Origin of the sequence: Microcystis sp. LE19-131.1A (genome assembly GCF_027532015.1) — a bacterium.
GTDB classification, from domain to species: Bacteria; Cyanobacteriota; Cyanobacteriia; order Cyanobacteriales; family Microcystaceae; genus Microcystis; species Microcystis ichthyoblabe_A.
The window spans coordinates 17,814-36,887 of the sequence record NZ_JAPZSS010000135.1 but is presented as its reverse complement, the minus strand read 5'-3'; the positions used below and the strand labels follow the sequence as shown (position 1 = coordinate 36,887).

9 protein-coding genes are annotated in these 19,074 nt (G+C 42.8%); 6 read left to right on the top strand and 3 right to left on the bottom strand.

The window, feature by feature from the left end:
* Position 1: 1 nt before the first annotated feature.
* Positions 2-352 (bottom strand): STAS domain-containing protein, encoded by a 351-nt coding sequence (locus O9323_RS11270; RefSeq protein ID WP_002793971.1) that lies wholly within the window; start codon positions 350-352, stop codon positions 2-4.
* A 74-nt stretch (positions 353-426) separates the two neighbouring features.
* Positions 427-1,575, bottom strand: coding sequence for a glutamine-hydrolyzing carbamoyl-phosphate synthase small subunit (gene carA, locus O9323_RS11265; protein ID WP_004158544.1), 1,149 nt, complete (start codon positions 1,573-1,575; stop codon positions 427-429).
* Positions 1,576-1,772: 197 nt separating this feature from the next.
* Here carA and O9323_RS11260 point away from each other — a divergent pair, with 197 nt between their 5' ends.
* Together O9323_RS11260 and O9323_RS11255 are read left to right on the top strand one after the other, a co-directional pair.
* On the top strand, positions 1,773-2,654 hold the full coding sequence (locus tag O9323_RS11260; protein WP_004158547.1) for a helix-turn-helix domain-containing protein: 882 nt from the start codon (positions 1,773-1,775) through the stop codon (positions 2,652-2,654).
* Positions 2,655-2,896: 242 nt separating this feature from the next.
* Positions 2,897-5,629, top strand: coding sequence for an AAA-like domain-containing protein (locus tag O9323_RS11255; RefSeq protein ID WP_288125129.1), 2,733 nt, complete (start codon positions 2,897-2,899; stop codon positions 5,627-5,629).
* On the opposite strand, the gene O9323_RS11250 is transcribed toward O9323_RS11255, so the two are convergent.
* Positions 5,626-7,068, bottom strand: a complete 1,443-nt coding sequence (locus tag O9323_RS11250) for an AAA-like domain-containing protein (protein ID WP_193976946.1) — start codon at positions 7,066-7,068, stop codon at positions 5,626-5,628. The two genes, O9323_RS11255 and O9323_RS11250, sit on opposite strands and share 4 nt — an antisense overlap.
* A gap of 728 nt (positions 7,069-7,796) precedes the next feature.
* Here O9323_RS11250 and O9323_RS11245 point away from each other — a divergent pair.
* The 4 genes from O9323_RS11245 (at position 7,797) to O9323_RS11230 (ending at position 19,051) form a co-directional block, all read left to right on the top strand.
* Entirely contained in the window at positions 7,797-8,726 is a 930-nt protein-coding gene (locus O9323_RS11245; RefSeq protein ID WP_288125128.1) for a VOC family protein, read from the top strand.
* Positions 8,727-8,757: 31 nt separating this feature from the next.
* On the top strand, positions 8,758-9,420 hold the full coding sequence (locus O9323_RS11240) for a nitroreductase family protein (RefSeq protein WP_002776854.1): 663 nt from the start codon (positions 8,758-8,760) through the stop codon (positions 9,418-9,420).
* A 93-nt stretch (positions 9,421-9,513) separates the two neighbouring features.
* Complete coding sequence (locus tag O9323_RS11235; RefSeq protein ID WP_288125127.1) at positions 9,514-13,308, top strand: AMP-binding protein; 3,795 nt, start codon at positions 9,514-9,516, stop codon at positions 13,306-13,308.
* Positions 13,309-13,606: 298 nt separating this feature from the next.
* Complete coding sequence (locus O9323_RS11230; RefSeq protein ID WP_288125126.1) at positions 13,607-19,051, top strand: type I polyketide synthase; 5,445 nt, start codon at positions 13,607-13,609, stop codon at positions 19,049-19,051.
* Positions 19,052-19,074: the final 23 nt, after the last annotated feature.

Here is a 19,074-nt window from a genome sequence, read left to right as displayed (position 1 = left end):
TTTACGCTTTTTCTAGATATTTGATCGCAGCCTCTAGGGTGGGTTGCAGGGAAAAAAACTTCTCCAATCGCACCAGTTTTACGGTTTGAGTTACCCGGGGATTGGTAACAATTTGTAAACTGCCCCCTTCAGTTTTGGCCTTTTTCACCAATTTTACCAAAGCTCCTAAACCGGAGCTATCGATAAAATCAATCTGAGCCAGGCTAATAATCACATCCTTAGGACCCTGCTCCACATAGCCTTCGATCACCTTACAAAAAGTCGGTTCGGAAAAGGCATCTAAAAGACCCGTCAAACGGAAAATTTGGTACTTATCTCTGACCTCGCGGGTGCCTCGCAAGCTGACAGTCAAGTTAATTGCTTCTGGAATAATCGCCTCCTAGCTCTAGAGCCGTAAAAATCAAAACCCTAGTATATCCTAAAAATTTACGCCCGATCCTTTTTTGCTTGCCGCATTAAATCAACAAATTTGCCAAACAGATAATCGGCATCGTGGGGGCCAGGACTGGCTTCGGGGTGGTATTGCACCGAGAAAAAGGGCAAGGACTTGTGTTTTAAACCCGCTACGGTGCGATCATTGAGGTTGAGATGGGTAATCTCCACTTGCGGATTTAAAGAGGCTTCCTGCACGGCAAAACCGTGATTCTGACTGGTAATTTCCACCTGTTGCTGCAGTCCACAGGGTTGATTTAACCCGCGATGGCCAAATTTCAGTTTAAAGGTTTCTGCTCCTAGGGATAGGCCTAAAATTTGATGACCCATACAGATGCCAAAAGTGGGTTTTTCCCCTTGCAAAAGTTGCTTGGCTAGGGCAATACCTTCGGTGACAGCCGCCGGATCTCCCGGTCCGTTAGAAAAGAAAATACCATCGGGATTATAGGCGGCGATTTTTTCCGGGGGAGTGTCAGCGGGAACCACGATCACCCGACAACCGTAGCTGGCTAAACGTCGGAGAATATTGCGTTTGATGCCAAAATCGATCGCCACCACCGTTAACGGTTCTTGATCACTATCAATTGGCGCAAATTCCCAGGTGGACGGAGTGGGAGTCGTCCATTCGTACACTTCCTTGGTGGTTACTTCTTTGACGAGATTTAATCCCGCCATACTGGGGGCTGCCTGCACCAGCCGCAGTAAATCGTGATAATCGAGTATTTCCGTGGAAATTGCCCCATTCATCGCCCCAACCGAGCGAATTTTGCGGGTCAGAGACCGGGTATCGATGCCATAGATGCCAATAACATGATGAGCGGCCAGATAATCCGGTAGAGATTGGCTGGAACGCCAATTACTGGGCCGGTGGCAGATGTTTTTGGCGATCGCTCCTTTCACCTGGGGACGAATTGACTCCTCATCCTCGGGGTTAACCCCCGTATTTCCCAATTCTGGATAGGTAAAAGTGACGATTTGACCAGCATAACTGGGATCGGTGAGGACTTCCTGATAACCGGTCATCCCCGTGTTAAAGACAACTTCGCCGACGGTGGTTCCCTTGGCTCCGAAGGAATAACCCTCGTAAACTGTACCATCGGCCAGAACTAATAAGGCTTTTTGACTAGCAGCACTTGATATCATCGTCAATTTTTTAATCTTGAGTAGTGGTGAGAAACAGAAGTCAAGGATAGACTAGAACAGGGACTAGAAAACGAATTGCTTAGTTTTAATTGGCTAGAGCGTTTTATGATTAAGAGTACATCCGCTCAAGGACAACAGCTTCCCCTGACTAGCCATCGGCAAGATCCTATCGCTTAAAAAATAACTATATAAGTAATATGAGTCCAAGAAAACTGACTGATGCCACGAAAAAAGAAATTCTTAAGCTTTATCGGGAAACGGAGGCCACCACTTCCACCTTAGCCGAGCGTTATGGCGTGAGTAGCTCTACGGTCAGTCGTTTTCTCAAAAATTCTTTTTCTGGCGAGGAATACGAGCAGTTAATCCAGAAAAAACGCTTGGCCCGCAATGGTCGCGGCCTTGAGGAGGAGGAGGCAGCAGCGGATCTACCAGAAAAAGCGATCGAGGTGATTAGTGTTCGGGCAGCCCAAATCGCAGCTAAGGATGAGCAGGCTTTTGAGCCACCGATCGCTTCTGTGGAACAATTAACCCTGTTAATGGATACCGTTTACCCGCCAGAAGCAGATAATCCAGAAGATACAGAAATTAATGGCGATAAGACCCTAGAAACCGCTAATTTAAGCGAGTTTTTCGTCGAAGCTATCGAGGAAGAGGAGGAAGAAGATGAGCTTGACGAGGATTGGGATGAAGAGGAGGATGAGGATGAAGATGAGGAGGAGGGGGAACTAGCGGACAGCTATTTAGGCCCGACTATCGTTAAAACCGCCCAATTACAGATCTTACCCCTCTCGGCGGCGGCTTTTCCCAAAACCTGTTACTTGGTCATCGATCGTGCTGCCGAATTAATCACCCGTCCCCTCAAGGATTTTGCCGAATTGGGTAAGGTTCCCCCTCAGGAAATCCAGCAGCGCACTCTCCCCATCTTTGAAAGTCATCGCATCGCTCGTCGTTTCTCCAAGCGCAAGGAAAAAGTGATTAAAGTTCCCGACGGTCGCCTGATCGAAAAAGCTCACGCTCAACTGGAAGCGAAAGGGATCACCCGTCTGCTCATGGATGGTCGTATCTACGCTTTAGAGTAGGGAATTAGGGGATAGGAGACTTTTCAGTCTCTTCCGAACCCGTTGCTGAGGGTGGGGATTCGCGCAGTTGAGAGAATTCAGCTTAGATGAGTTTACCCGAAGAAAATATGCCAATTTCATTCAGAGCAGAACTAGCTTACCAATAATTGGCTATGAGTGAGCGCGGTTTTTTTCTGGATTTATCACCGGGGTTAGTGTAGTTCAAACTGGTATTACTTACCCAAATTTTGGTTATCTGGTCAATGAAATACCGAAATATGCAAGAAAACGGAACCGCAGAAACTGTTTATAAGTTTTCTAGTACCCTATCTCCTTCCGATCCAAGCTATGTGGATAGAAGGGCTGATCTGAAATTGTACCAAGCTCTGATGAACAGTCAGTATTGTTATATTTTCAATTCTCGCAAAATGGGCAAGTCGAGTTTGACGGTACGCATCCAAACTCAAATTGAAGCCCAAGGAGTTGCCTGTTCCCGTATAGACTTAAATGAATTGGGGACATCAGTAGATCAATCTAGCTGGTATCATTCCTTAATTATTGAAATTGCCGAACAATTAAAACTAAATATGACGGATTTAGAATCTTGGATCGCCAGTCAATCTGTTTCTAATGTTGGGTTACTTAGACAGTTTATTAAAGAAATTTTATTGATAAAAATTTCAAACAACATTGTTATTTTTATTGATGAAATTGATGTGGTTAGAAAACTACCTTTTGCTACTGATGACTTTTTTGCTTACCTTAGGTCTTGTCATGAAAAGCGAGTTATTAATGCAGATTTTAATCGTATTTCATTTGTTTTAATTGGCACGGCTACCCCCAATCAATTAATTCAAGATAGTCAAAGAACTCCTTTCAATATTGGTAAAGCAATTGAATTAAATGGACTGTCGTTAGAAGATAACTGTCAACCCTTGATGCAAGGACTAGAAGGGTTGGGTGTGTCCCCTCAAGAAATTCTACAAGAAATTTTTAGCTGGACTAATGGTCAACCTTTTCTAACTCAAAAATTGTGCTATTTAATGGCCAAGTTTAAAGTTACAATACCTCAGTCTCTCTTATCAGCTTGGGTGCGAGATTTCGTTTATAAACACATTATTGATAACTGGGAAAAAAAAGATGAACCTGCTTTTTTATCAAGTATAAGAGAGCGACTTATTTATCATCCTGATCAAGGATATTTACTAAGGGTTTATGCCAACCTTTTAAAAGGTAAATTGGTGAAAGCTAGTAACACACCAGAACATGATGAATTATTACTATCTGGATTAGTTATCGTCGATAATCAGGGCTATCTTAGGGTGGCTAATGCTATTTATCAGGCAATTTTTAATCAAAAATGGTTATATAATGTATTAGCAGCTAGTCGTCCTTATCAATCGGAGATTGCTAAGTGGGAAGACTCAAATTTTACCGATACAAATTGTTTACTGACGGGGAAAAAGTTAGAGGAATCTAAAAAATGGCAAGAAGATAAAGAATTAGATAGTATCGATTATCGTTTTTTAGCCGCATCTGAGAGAATTACTCGTCAAAAACAATCTCGTTTATTTATGTTAGTAGCGGGAATATTTACTAGCATTGTTACAGGGTTACTTGGGTTGGGATTCTACCAGTCATGGCTGTTACCTTACTTTTATAAAATTCCCTATACTAAGGAGCCTGAACTATTTAGCCAAGGCGAAAAAAAGCTACTTATCAAACAGGAAAATTTTTATAAAGATCGGGGTATTTTGGCTTTTAAAAATGCTAATTATCTAGAGGCTAAACAGTTATTCAAAAAAGCCTATCTTGCTCATCCTGAAGATGCAGAAACCTTGATTTATTATAATAATGCTATCGCTTATTTAAGTAATAATTATGTGACTTTGGCGGTGGTTATTCCCAGTGGCAAAAAAAATGAAATTTCCCAAGAAATCCTTAAAGGGATTGCTCAAGCACAATATTTTTTTAATAGCCAATTACCGACCAGTGCGAATAATTTATTTTTAAATATCGTTATTGCCAATGATAATAATGATGAAAAAGTTGCTAAGATAGTCGCCAAGGAAATCGTTAAAGACACCCAAGTTATTGGAGTAATTGGACATTATTCTAGTGAAGCCACCTTAGCAGCTTTACCTATCTATGAAAGAGCCAAAATTACTTTAATTTCTTCGACAAGTTCCTCGGATGTAATTGAGAGTGAATACTTTTTTAGAACCGTTATCACCAATGAAAAAATTGGTGAGACTTTAGCTAATTATGCCAGCAAACATGATCTAGATAAAGTAATTATTTTTAATAATTCTAACCAGATTGATAGCCAAGAACTTACTCAAGAGTTTCATCAAGCTTTCCAAAAAAAAGGCGGTAAAATCACTAAAGTAATTGATTTATCATCTTCCCTAGATATTGACGCAGAAGTTTTAAAAGCATTTTCCCAAGATCAAGTTAGAGGAATTGTCTTATTTCCCAGTTTGGAATCAGCTTCTGTGGTAGTGGAATTATCCCATACTCTTGAACAGTTGAATACCAGTACCACTCTAGAACTGAAAAATAAGCTAGTTCTTTTAGGGAGTCATTCCATGTATGAACATGAAATGTTGGTTGATAGCGGTAAATTTATTGATAATTTAGTTTTGGCTGTGCCTTGGTTTTCCCATCTAATTAAGTCCCAAAATTTTGTCAGAGATGCTCAAGCTTTATGGAAAGAAGATATTAGTTGGCGAACCGCTACCAGTTATGATGCAGCCCAATCATTTATAGCTGCTATTAGAGCCTTGCAATCCCAGAATAAAATTTCTTCAGAGTTGATACAAGAATATTTAGAAAACCTCAATCTTTCGGCCAGTTTGACCTCAGGCAATTCTCTCAGGTTTGTAGATAATGAATCCGAATCTAATCGAGAACCAATTACTGTCAGGGTTAAGAGTAAGTTAGAAGCAAAACTTGAAAACTCAATTCAGTTTCAATTGGAATCTCAACGAGACTAATCAAGCAAGTCGTCAAAATATACTTGATACAAATTGCAACGAACCTCTAGGTTATCATAACTTTTGTGGATCAGTCCCAATCGTTCCAAAAATTGGACAGATTCTCCTTTCATTTGAGCCGGAGTCAGAGCTTTTTTCTGAAGAATTTGCCTAAAAATATTCTGGAGGTTAGCATTACTTTTCAGATATCTCATCAGTAGGAAAAAATGACTTTGAAATGGCTCTCGTCCCTGCAAGGCATCATCTAGAACCTTTTCTAGAGACTTCCCTTCTTGCAATTTTACCAAGATTAACTTAATTAAATAAGGATTACCTCCCACTAAGTTCATGACCTTATGAACATCTGATAACGTCCAATTAATGCCATTAACTTGAGCGAAAGTGAGAACTTGTTCCGCATTAAAATCCGATAAACTAGCCACATAACCTACACCAATTAAGGGAGAGGCATAAAAATCGTAGTTGCTATAAAATTCCGTTGAATGAATAATAATTAAGCGCAGTTTCCGCCAAGGTTGGGAACGTCTTTCATGCCAACTTCTGAGAATACCACAAATTTCATTACCGATTGTTTCAGTTTCCAAAATTGTATCAAATTTTTCAAAGACAAAAACCAGAGGATTAGCACTGGGTTGGAGAACATATTCCTCTAAATATCGTCGAGTTTTGTGGGCAGGAGTTCCGGGACGAGACCAAAATTTATCGAGAAGAGATTCGTTAATCTTTAATTCTTGGGTAATGGTACGACAAATCGACAGCAGCAAGTCTTCACAACTAAGGGCAATAGTAGCTTTTTCCTCCTCACAATCAATGATAACTGGTTGATAATTATCTTGTTTGAGATGATGGACTAACCAATTAACTAAACGGGTTTTGCCACTATTATGAGGTGCGCGAATTCTTAGCAACGATTGTTCTTGCTGAAGAACTTTGAGACAATTTTCCTCCAGAGGTGGACGTTTTACATAATCCTTAATATAGGTCTGATAATCCTGTTGTTTTTCCTCATCTAAAGAGGAGAAAATAGCAGCAATTGCGGGAGATTGATGTTTACTTTTGTTTGCCCACTCTTGATCAAAGCTCCTTAGGTTGGTTAAAATATCATGACCCCGTTGCCAAAAAGTAATTTGAAAAGTACGAATTTTTCCTTGATTATTGAGACGATGATCTTCCAAAATACCTAAAAACTTTTCGTTAAGATATTCCGTCAAAGCATCACGAATTTGCCATGACTCCAGCTTTTGACCACATTTTTCAGTCAGCATTTCTAAAGCATTAAGTTCGGCTTGAATTTTCAATTTTTTCTCATTAATCCAGCTAAATTTAATCGCTAGATTTTCACAATTATCCACCTCGTAGTTAGCAAACTTTAACAGAGCATTAAGCAGATATTTGGTTCTTTGTCTGGGAATATCCCCATAGGTAACTTTTCTAGACATTATCTCAAGTTTAGTAATTAAGGACTTTGCTGATAATTGAGAAATTTAAGTGATAATTTGGTTACGGATTAAACTTAAAACAGTGAGTTTCCTATCCTCCTTTTTGAGTGCAAGCTTCGCTCCCCTGTTTAAGGACGTGCGCTAAATCCAACCGTTCGAGAAAAATTTGACCTGTCAGTTCGCGAGTTTTCAATTGATGCCATTCAGGTGCAACAAGATTGATTTCAGAGGGGTATTTGGGCAGTGGAAACAGAAATAATCCTTGCCGCTGCTACTGATCCCAATATTCTCTGACTTGCTTACTCGAACGATAGCGGATTTTTCTAGAGGGTACCTCAAAAAATAGATTTACTTCAGCATTGCACCGCCTGAAACCCTGATGAAACCTTTGTTGATTCTCAATTAGTGTGAATATTTTCTCAATAAGTCCAATTTATCGAGGTACTCTAGACAACCTTGACCACATCTCTCAAAAAAATTTTCCGCAAAACCCCGAAGTTCCCCAAGGTTTTTCTCCACCCCCAAGTTACTCAAACTCCAGTCTGGGATAGCAATTGAGGGCAAGAAAAATTAGCCTTTGACTGTGGGTGTACTCACAGTGCAATAATCAACCACAACAAAGTTCAGATTTTCTTAATAGTCTTTTTCCCCTTGCTATGACAGCACTTTGACCGATATCTGTCTGGCTATTTTGTGCCGAATTAGACAACTCCACTGGATGACCGACTATGACTAAAATTGCTGATATTGCCTACGTTACCTATCAACATCCGGATTTAGACCTGTGCGAACGTTTTTTGAGGGATTTTGGACTGATTACCGCAGTTAAAACCGATACAGCCTTGTATATGCGAGCTAGAGGCAAAAAACAGTTTGTCTATGTCGTAGAATGGGGAAAAAAAGCTAAATTTGTCAGTTTTGCCCTAGAAGCGACATCAGAATCCGTCTTACATGAACTAGCCACTTTAGCCTCCGCTTCGACCGTGGAAACCCTGTTCACCCCCGGCGGTGGTCAGCGCATCAAAATTATTGACCCCAACGGTTTTAACCTAGAATTGGTCTATGGTATCGAGGAAGTGGAACCTTTGCCGATTCCTGAACCCTTGCAATGGAATCACGCTAGTCGGAAAACCCGTTTAGGTCGCACCCAAAGGCCGAAAAAAGAACCCGCACCTATTTTACGTCTAGGTCATCTAGCTATTGATGTCAAAGACTTTGAGGAAAGTTATCACTGGTATCAGCAGACTTTTGGCTTAAAAGCAACAGATTTAATTTATTACGGCCATCCCAGTTTACGAGTCGGGGGTTTTCTTCGTTGTCAACGGGGAGACGAATGGGTTGATCATCACACCATCGCCATGTTGCAAGGTTCTCACCCCAAAGTCCATCATACTGCCTTCGAGGTGCAAGATTTTGACTCTATTAAAATCGGCCACGATTGGTTACGAGAAAAAGGATGGACTCCTGTGTGGGGTATTGGTCGCCATTTGTTGGGAAGTCAAGTGTTTGACTATTGGCAAGATCCTTTCGGTAGCCTCATTGAACATTTTACCGATGGGGACCTTTTCGAGCAAACCACCGAGCCAGAACTTCACGCGGGTGGGTTAGATATTCTCTATCAATGGGGACCGGCGATTCCCGAAAGTTTTTTAGGTTAAACCGTTGAAAACGTCTCATAAAAGGGTTTAGATGATGAATATTGCTGAAATATTTCAAAAAAGACGCTCTACTCGTAAATTTCGCACCGATGCCATTCCCGAAGAAATTTTAGCCGAAATTTTTCGTTTAGGATTCCAAGCTCCCTCTAGTTATAATTTGCAACCATGGCGATTTATAGTGGTTAGAGAACCAGAAAATAAGGCAAAATTGCGAGAATTCGGCTTTGAACAAGATAAATTAGTCGATGCACCCGTGGTTTTAATCTGTTGTGGCGATCGCCAAGTTAACCATCGTGGTTACATTAATCAAGTGATTGAGTTAGGAAAGCAAGAGGGGACGATTTCCGAAAAACGGGCCAAGTTCATGCACATGGCCATTCCGCCTTTTTTCCAATTTAAACCCTGTTATCAGTCTCCAGAAGCTTGGAGCAACCGACAAGTTATGATTGCGGTTACTTATCTCATGATAGCGGCGCAAAGCTTGGGGGTGGATAGTTGTCCCCTAGAAGGATTTGTGGCTAAACCCTTGCGCGAGTATTTCCAAATTCCCGATACGGTCGATGTCTGTTGTCTGTTGGCCCTGGGATACGCCGATGAACCCTTGAGCGAGTATGGGGGACGTTTTGGGACTCAGAAGCTCTGCTATGGCGAAATTTACGGAGAAACCTTTAATTTAAGCCCAAATCACCCCTAGAATTCTAGTCACCCCCCGTCACCAGAAACTTTTCCCGGTGCGAGAGGATTAAATCTTTGTCTTCGATTCCATTTAATAATAGGGAGTAAAAAAATGACTCTTTGTTTAGATACTAAGCTTAATTTGTCAGAAATAAGCAGTTTAGTCGATATTATTCGTTATCGCGCCCAATACCAACCCCACAAAACTGCTTATACCTTTTTAGTCGATGGCGAAACCGAAGAAAAACGCCTTACCTACGGGGAATTATTTCTGGAAGCGCAAGCGATTGCCAATAGTCTCCAATCCATTCTATTACCGGGGGAACGAGTTTTATTAGCATACCCTTCGGGATTAGAGTTTATTACTGGGTTTTTCGGCTGTTTATTAGCAGGAGTAGTGGCAATTCCAGTTAATTTGCCCAAGAAAAACCAAAAGATGGCTCGCTTAACTTCTATTATTAATAATTCGCAAGCAAGCTTACTTTTAAGCACACAATCGGAATTAGACCAATTAAAAAGGCAACTAGACAGAGATATTCCCTTTCTAGCTACGGATAGCTTAATCGGCAAAAGTTTAGCCGAAGACCACCCCACTCAGATAAAACCAGAGACCTTAGCCTTTTTACAATACACCTCTGGTTCCACGGGGACTCCCAAAGGAGTGATGGTCAATCACGAGAATCTTTTGACCAACCTCCGAGATTTAGATTTAGGTTGGGAACACGATGAAAAGAGCGTTATGGTGACATGGTTGCCAACTTTTCATGATATGGGGCTAATTTATGGCATTTTACTGCCTTTTTATCGAGGATTTCCCTGTTATCTCATGTCCCCGGTTTCCTTTTTACAACGTCCTCTCGGTTGGTTAAATGCCATCAGCAAATACAGGGCCACCCACACTGCCGCCCCTAATTTTGCCTATAAACGTTGTCTTGACAAGATTAAAGAGGAACAGCTGGCGGATTTAGACTTAAGCAGTTGGAAAGTGGCTTTAAATGGGGCAGAAACGGTCAGAATGGAAATTTTGAGCGAATTTGCTCGTAAATTTGCCCCCTGTGGTTTTGAGTTTGCCGCCTTTTGTCCGGGTTATGGTTTAGCCGAGGCCACCTTAAAAGTTGCTGCTGTCAGGAAAAATCAAGTTCCTCAAATCTGCTGGGTTGAAAAAGCCGCTTTAAACCGTCATCAAATCGTTTTTACGGAAAAAAGCCCAAATTCTCAATCCTTAGTCAGTTGTGGACAAACAGAAATCGACACAGAAATTGCCATTGTTAATCCTGAAACCTGTCAACGCTGTCCCTCCCAGCAGGTGGGAGAAATTTGGGTGAAAGGCAAAACCGTTGCCCAGGGCTATTGGCAACATCCCGAAGCTACAGAAAAAACTTTTCAAGCAGTTATCGCCGATACCGGACAGGGTTTTTATTTGCGTACAGGGGATTTAGGTTTTATTCATCAGGGTCAACTATACATCACCGGACGCTTGAAAGACCTGATGATTATTCGCGGTGGTAACTACTATCCCCAGGATATCGAACAGAGTGTAGAACAATGCTATCCCGACTTTTGCCCCAGTGGAACTGCCGCCTTTACCGTAGAAATCGAGGCAGAAGAAAAGTTAGTCCTAGTTCAAGAGGTAGAAAGAACGGCAATTCGCCGTTTTAACCAGCAAAAAGCCCTAGAAGCAGTTCGTCGAGCGGTTTTTCAAGAACACGAATTGCAAGTTTATGATATCGCTTTTATCAAACCCGCATCTCTTTCCAAAACTTCTAGCGGCAAAATTCAACGCCACGCTTGCCGTCATCAGTATTTAAACCAGCAACTTCCACTAATTTCATCCCCTATGCCGACGCTAACCCCCCCCCTCAGCAGTCACCAAGCTGACCCCACAACCGCTAGTCAAGAAAAAACCGAGCAAATCTTGACTTGGTTGCGAGATTACGCCAAAACTCGCATTAATTCCCATCTGATTGATGACCGTCGTTGTGTGCCGCCCTATATTGTCATGGATTTTGGCAATCAAGGACTGATGGGAATGCAGATTCCTGAAGAATACGGGGGAATAGCCCTTAATAATCGCAATTTTTTGCAGGTGATGGAACAATTAGCCGCCATTGATTTAACTCTGGCGACGATGGTGAGTCTCAATAACAGCTTAGGTATCCGTCCGCTGCTCAACTACGGGACTATTTCCCTCAAGCAAGAGTTATTACCTCTTTTAGCGACAGGAAGACAATTATCCTCCTTTGGCATGACGGAACCGGAAGCAGGAGCGAATATCGGGGCAATTAGTACCGTTGCAGTGCCGGATGGCCGAGATAAATGGCGAATTCGCGGCCTTAAGCGTTGGAATGGTTCCGCTTGGGCCGGAATGATTAATGTTTTTGTCCGTTTGCTTGATTCGGAAGAACCGGGGAATAACGGTTTGACAGGTTTTCTTGTCCGTCAAGGTACCCCCGGTCTGCGTTTGGGACCTGAATCCCTAACTATGGGATTACGGGGAATTATGCAAAATGCCATCTATTTTGAGGATGTTTTAGTCACTAAAGAGCAATTGCTGGGAGAATTGGGCAATGGCACTGAACCCGCCGACGATGCTTTACTTTATGCCCGTTTAGGTATTGGCATGATGGGAGTTGGCGGCATGAAACGCTGTTTACAATTAATGTTACGTTATGCCAGTCGTCGTTCGATCGCTACCGGTAAATTGCTAGAAAGTCCGATTACTTTAGCCCGTTTTGACCATTTAACTGGGGCTACGGTGGCCTTGTCCAGTCTCTTAAAGTGTATCACCACCGCCTTAGACCAAAAAGTGGCCGTTCCCAGGGAAATGGCCGTTATTGCCAAGATTACGGGGGCTGATTACCTCTGGGAAGCGGCCGATAGTCTCGTTCAGATGCTCGGGGGTAGAGGTTACATGGAAACTAATCTTGCCCCGCAAATTCTCCGGGATGCCAGAGTTTTACGAATTGGCGAAGGTCCTAACGAAAGTTTGAAAATCTTTTTGGGCAAAAGTATCACCCATACGGACAAATTAGGCGAATTTCTGACAAAAGTTCTGGAAGCGCCCGAGATTGCCCTGCAACTCCACACCACTGCCCAATCTATTAATCAGCGTTGTCTCCAGTCTAATCTCTGGGGTGATCGTTCTGCCGCCTTAGCTTGGGCTTATTCTTTAATCGGAGAATTGGGTTGTTACGCCGCTTTAGTAGCAACAACGGCGAAAATGGCCCAAATTCACCCCGGGGAAAAGTACAGTCATGCCCTAGCTTGGAGTCAATTGCAGTTTGATTTATGTGTGCAGAAAGCTCTCCGGGGAACACCCGAAGAAAACTTTGCTTCTTCGGTGGCAACTATCCGCGATCGTATCCTCGATTATACTCAATCTATTGATGATATTGAACAACGTCTAGAGGGTTCCGATTATCAACTCGACGAGTTATTGACGTTGGAACCAGAAGCTAAACAGACTCATCCTCAAGCTGAAACTTCTCTGGTCGAAATTGCTAGTCAAGCGCGGCAAGACCGAGTAAATAGCCCCTCTAGTCCGAAAAAGTCCCTTCTTAGCCAACAAACTCCCGAAAAGGTGGAAATGTGGTTAGGTAATTGGTTACACCAGAAATTAAAGGTCAATCCAGCCACTATCCAAACCAGCCAGTCTTTTGCTGATTTTGGCTTAGATTCAATTTTTGCCGTGGAATTAGCCCAAGATCTTGCCGATTGGTCGGGAATCCCCGTCGAAGCCACCATTGTTTGGAATTATCCCACTATTGATAGTTTGGCAGAATATTTAGCTAACCAGATTAATCAAAGCAATACGGCGGCTGAATCGACAAATAATCGAGAAAAAAGCGAAATTTTAGCAGTTTTACCCCAAATATCCGAAGAAGAAATCTCTGCTTTCTTTAGTTAATCGCTGGTGGGGATAGGATAGCTAATTGCCCTTGTCCTATCCCCCACCTCGGAGTCACGGGGACAATTGTGACTATGCCACTAAATTTTCCCATCCCGACAGTATCAAGGTTTTTCCCGCTTATCCGTGACTTTTTCCCAAGCATAACCTGAGATGAAAGTGACGTGACATAAGTAGTCATGCAAAATAAATTTCCTAGTGAAGACAGGCAAGAGGCAATAGGCAAGAGGCAAAAGCTTGATCGAAATGTGTAATTAATTTTGCTTAGGTACTTAACAAGACAAGAGTTGTTAGGAAGATGAATCAACAAAAACAAGCTTTTTTAGAACAATACAAACACCTCGATGCAATGGTCAAAGCGCAAACCGAACCCATCGCTATTGTGGGTATGGGCTGTCGTTTTCCCGCAGGAGTCAATGATTCCGCAAGTTATTGGCAGTTATTGGTTAATGGCATCGATGCAGTAACAGAAATTCCCCTAGAACGTTGGAATATTGCCGACTATTATCACCACGATGCCGATGTTCCGGGGAAAATGTATAGTCGGGAAGGGGCATTTTTAGACAAAGTTGACGAATTTGACCCAGCTTTCTTCGGCATCTCACCCCGGGAAGCCGCCGCCATGGATCCGCAACAACGGTTACTGTTAGAAGTCTGTTGGGAATCCCTAGAAAATGCGGCTATTGCGCCCGAAAGTTTGATTAATAGTCAAACTGGCGTATTTATGGGCATTTTTCGCGATGATTATGCCCAATTGTGTTTTCATCAAGGCGTAGTCAATCACATTGATGCTTACAACAGTTTAGGAACCAGTCGCGCTATTGCCGTCGGCAGAATCTCTTATCTATTTGGGTTTCACGGTCCGACTCTGCAAATTGATACGGCCTGTTCCTCCTCCCTCTTGGCAGTACATTTGGCCTGTCAAAGTCTGCGCGGCCAAGAATGTAATCTCGCTTTAGCGGGGGGGGTGAATCTGATGTTAACCCCGGCCACTGCGATTAGTAATTGTAAATTAAAAGCCGTTTCTCCCCAGGGTCGCAGTAAAACCTTTGATGCTTCGGCCGATGGTTATGGTCGGGGCGAAGGTTGCGGTGTCGTGGTCTTAAAACGTCTCAGTGATGCTCTCCGAGATGGCAATCTTATTTTCGCCCAAATTCGCGGTTCGGCTGTCAATCACGATGGAAAAAGTAATGGCTTAACCGCCCCCAATGGTCAGGCACAGGAAGCTTTACTCAGACAAGCCCTCGAAAGAGCGAAAATTCAACCTAAAGATCTGCAATACGTCGAAGTTCACGGTACAGGTACATCTTTAGGAGATCCCATCGAGGTTTTATCCTTAGGGAAAATTTATGGCCGGGGTCATAGCCAAGATAATCCCCTGATTTTGGGAACCGTGAAAACTAATATGGGGCATCTGGAAGGAGCTGCGGGGATTGCGGCGTTAATTAAGACAGTTTTACAGCTACAAAATCAGCAAATCGCCCCTAATCTTCATTTTAAGAACCCTAATCCCTATATTCCCTGGGAAAAACTGCCGGTCAAAATCCCCACCACTCTTACCCCTTGGTTGGTCAGAGAAGGAGTCCGACGGGCTGGAGTGAGCGCTTTCGGGATGAGTGGCACTAACGTCCATTTAATCGTTGAGGAAAGCAATTTTGAGCGGCTTGGTGACGAAAAACCTCATTTAGAACGTCCTTGTCATTTAATTACCCTTTCGGCGAAAAGTGAGCCAGCCTTACGGGAATTAGCTCAACGCTACTACGATTTTTTAAGTCAAAATTCCCAGACGGTCATGGCAAATCTGGCCTATACCGCTAATACTGGGCGATCGCATTTTGAGCATCGTTTAGCTATTCCCTTTCTGGCTCAAAAACAGCTTGAGCAAGCTTTAAAAGACTTTATTAGGGATGAAAATCGCTTTTCAGGTCAAAAAAGTCTTTTAACCTCGAAAAAAGCCCCTAAACTGGCTTTTATGTGTACGGGACAGGGTTCACAGTATCCCGGAATGGCTAGGGAACTCTACGAAACGCAACCGACTTTTCGCCAAACTTTAGAGAAATGTGACGAAATTTTACGGAGCTATGGGGTGAAATCCTTACTGCAAGTGTTATATGGGGACGAAAAAACCAGTCAGTTGATTAATCAGACTTTTTACAGTCAAATTACCCTATTTTCTCTGGAATATGCCCTCGCTCAACTCTGGTTATCTTGGGGAGTGAAACCCGATGCTCTCATCGGTCATAGTTTAGGGGAATATGTGGCCGCTTGTTTAGCGGGAGTCTTTAGCTTAGAAGACGGTTTGAAGTTAATTGCCCATCGGGGACGCTTAATGCAGACATTACCGAAAAACGGCATAATGGCGGCAATTTTTACCGATTCCGACACCGTGACCAATCATCTGAGGAAGATTAGGGGCATCTGTACCATTGCTGCGGTCAATAGTCGAGAAAATACGGTCATTTCTGGCGAAACTGAGGCTATTAACCATTTAATCGCTAACTTCAATCAGAGAGGCATTGAAAGTCAGACTTTAGCGGTTTCCCATGCTTTCCATTCTCCCTTAATGACGGGTATGGTGGGGGAATTTGCCAAGATTGCCGAAACTATCACCTATAATTCCCCGCGTCTCCCCCTTATTTCTAACCTGACTGGGGATGTTATCGATGCAGAGATAGCAACTTCCCAATATTGGGTTAATCATCTACTGTCTCCCGTAGAGTTTGCCCGGGGTATAGAAAGATTAGGAGAGTTAAATACGGAAATATTCCTAGAAATTGGTGCCAAAACCACCTTAATTAGCCTAGGTCAGCAAAATCTCCCCGACCAAGGTCTCTGGTTAGCTAGTTTATCCCCAAAACAGTCGAATTGGGAAACCCTGCTCCAAAGTTTAGCAACCCTTTATGTAAAAGGGGTCAAAATTGACTGGAATGGATTCGACCTGGATTATTTACGCGAAAAAATCCCCTTACCGACCTATCCCTTCCAAAGAAAACGCTATTGGTTAGATTACATTGATTCTCAGCTAAAAACCCCGACAGTAGCGGCAGCTTTCCACCCTCTCCTACAGCAACCGCTGCATCTATTGGGGTCAAAGGATGTTCACTATCAATCCTCTCTTTCTCCCTGCTCTCCGAGCTATCTGCAAGAACATCAAGTTTTTGGCCAGGTAGTTTTCCCGGCCGCGGCCTATCTAGAGATGATTATAGTGGCAGCCGGTCAACAATATCCCAATCAGCAGTTTACTCTTGGTCAATTGAGTCTGAATCGACCCTTAATTTTCTCAGACAACCAGAGTAAAAAGGTACAGTTAAGCTTACTAGCGGGGGGACAATTTCAGATTCTCAGTCTTGGGGAAGAGGAAGTTTCCCTACTGCATCTATCCGGTAATTTAACCAATGAAAACCAGGACTTACCCAGCTGCAATTGGACAGATATCCGGAACCGTTGTCACCAAAAAATCGAAATTGCACAGCATTATCAGGACTGTTTAAGTAAAGGAGTGAACTATGGGGAAAGTTTTCGAGTTATCCAGGAACTTTACCGCAATCAGTCCGAAATTGTCGCAAAAATTCAACTTTCTTCCCATCTACTCTCGCAAGCGGTGGATTACCAGCTACATCCTGTCTTACTTGATGGTTGCTTTCACGCTATGTCGGCACTATTTCCCGCAGGGAATAGCACCTATCTTCCCACTAATATTGACCGATTGACCTTTTCGGGAGTTAAGGACACCTCTATATACTGTCATGGTCGCTTCAGCCATAGCAATTTGCAAAACGGCATCTTAATCGCTGATTTAACTATTTTCAGCGAATCGGGTCAATTAATTAGCCAAATTGACGGATTAACCTTTCAACAGGCCCGGCCAGAAACCCTCTTTTCCCAGACCAACGACCTCAAGGATAGTTTATACGAAATTACTTGGCAAGCCACGGACTTGACGGGAATGGATTGGATAGAAACAGGAGATTGGTTAATTTTTGCCGACAAAAAGGGAGTAGGGCAACAATTAGCCGAAAAATTGGTGCAACAAGGGCATAGATGCCAACTTATCACCGAAAACAATCGCCAGACTTGGCAATATTTCCTCAAAAAACCCTATCAAGGTCTAATTTATCTCTGGGGAATCGATGACGACCAAGCTTTAGAAAATAATCAAAACCTAGCCGTCACTCAGGAGCGAATTTGTGGAACTTTGCTGGAAATAGTGCAAGAACTAGGCAAAATAGAGGTTAATTACTCTCCTCGCCTCTATATTGTCACCCAATCGGCTCAATACATTCCTTCTCAACCCACAGTGATTGCCCTTGCCCAAAGTTCCCTCTGGGGATTAGGACGGACTATTGCCCTAGAACACCCAGAATTGCGCTGTCTGTGTCTAGATGGAGATAAATTTCAGGATAGCCACACCTTAGCCCTAGAGGTGTTCCAATCTTTACAAAGTTCGGAGGAGGAAAATCAAATCGTTTGGCGGCAAGGCCAGAGCTATGTGGCTCGTTTAGGGCGGTTTATCCCGAAATCGTCGCTAAAAAACCGAGAAATTGCCGAAAATGCCACCTATCTTATTACTGGTGGTCTAGGGGCCTTAGGGCAGCAAGTGGCTAATTGGTTAAGGAAAAAAGGAGCAAAATCCCTCGTCTTACTGAGTCGCCGGGGAATAACTCCAGAAACCCAACCAATTATAGACCAATGGCGACAAGAGGGAACCAATGTAGAAGTTTTTGCCGCCGATGTTAGCGACTTTGGCCAAATGCGTCGGGCTTTTGAGATAATCGAGCAACAGTTACCCCCCTTAAAAGGAATTATTCACACGGCCGGGGTGTTAGAGGATGCCAGCTTATCCAAACAGACTTGGGAGAAATTTGAGCGCGTCTTTTCCCCCAAAATACTCGGCGCTTGGAATTTGCATCTCCTCAGTCAAGAAGTTGATTTAGACTGGTTTATTAGTTTTTCCTCGATGGCCTCGGTGTTAGGGTCTTCTGGACAGAGTAATTATGCTAGTGCTAATGCCTTTTTAGATAGTCTAGCCCATTATCGTCAAGCGCAAGGACTGCCGGCCCTGACCGTTAATTGGGGTCCCTGGGCAGAGGGTGGTATGGCCGAAAATTTAGGCGAAAAAGCGAAAAAAAGGCTAATTAAACAGGGTTTTACCCCTCTTGATCCCCAAAAATGTTTGCATCTCCTCGAAACATTGCTGACGACTTCTCGGACACAGGTAACTGTCGCTTCTCTCAATTGGAATAGCTTTTTAAACAGTTTCGAGAATCAAAAAATTCCGCCTTTATTACGAGATTTCCAAAGTTTTTCAGCCCCAAAATTAACCCCAGACAATAATTTTATTGATGTCTTAAGGACAGTACCAATTGAGGAGCGTTTTGCGGCTTTGACTGCTCATGTTCAAGGGATTGTAGCGGAAATTCTCGCTATTCCGGCTAGAGAATTTACCCAAGTTGACCAAGGTTTTTTTGAGTTGGGAATGGATTCTTTAATGACGGTGGAATTACGCAATCTTTTAGCCAAGGATTTAGGTAAATCTCTGGCGGCAACTATCACTTTTAAATATCCAACAGTGACCAGTTTGGTCGATTATCTGGTAGCTGAAGTTATTGACCTTGACTTTAGTTTAAAACCCTTAGCAATAGGAGCAAATCAAGATAGCAATCTTGATCCCCTAAACGAAGAAGATTTATCCCTAGAAGAATTGTCCGATTTACTCCTACAGGAATTAAATTCCTTAAGTTAGAAAAGTAGACCTCAAACCCTATC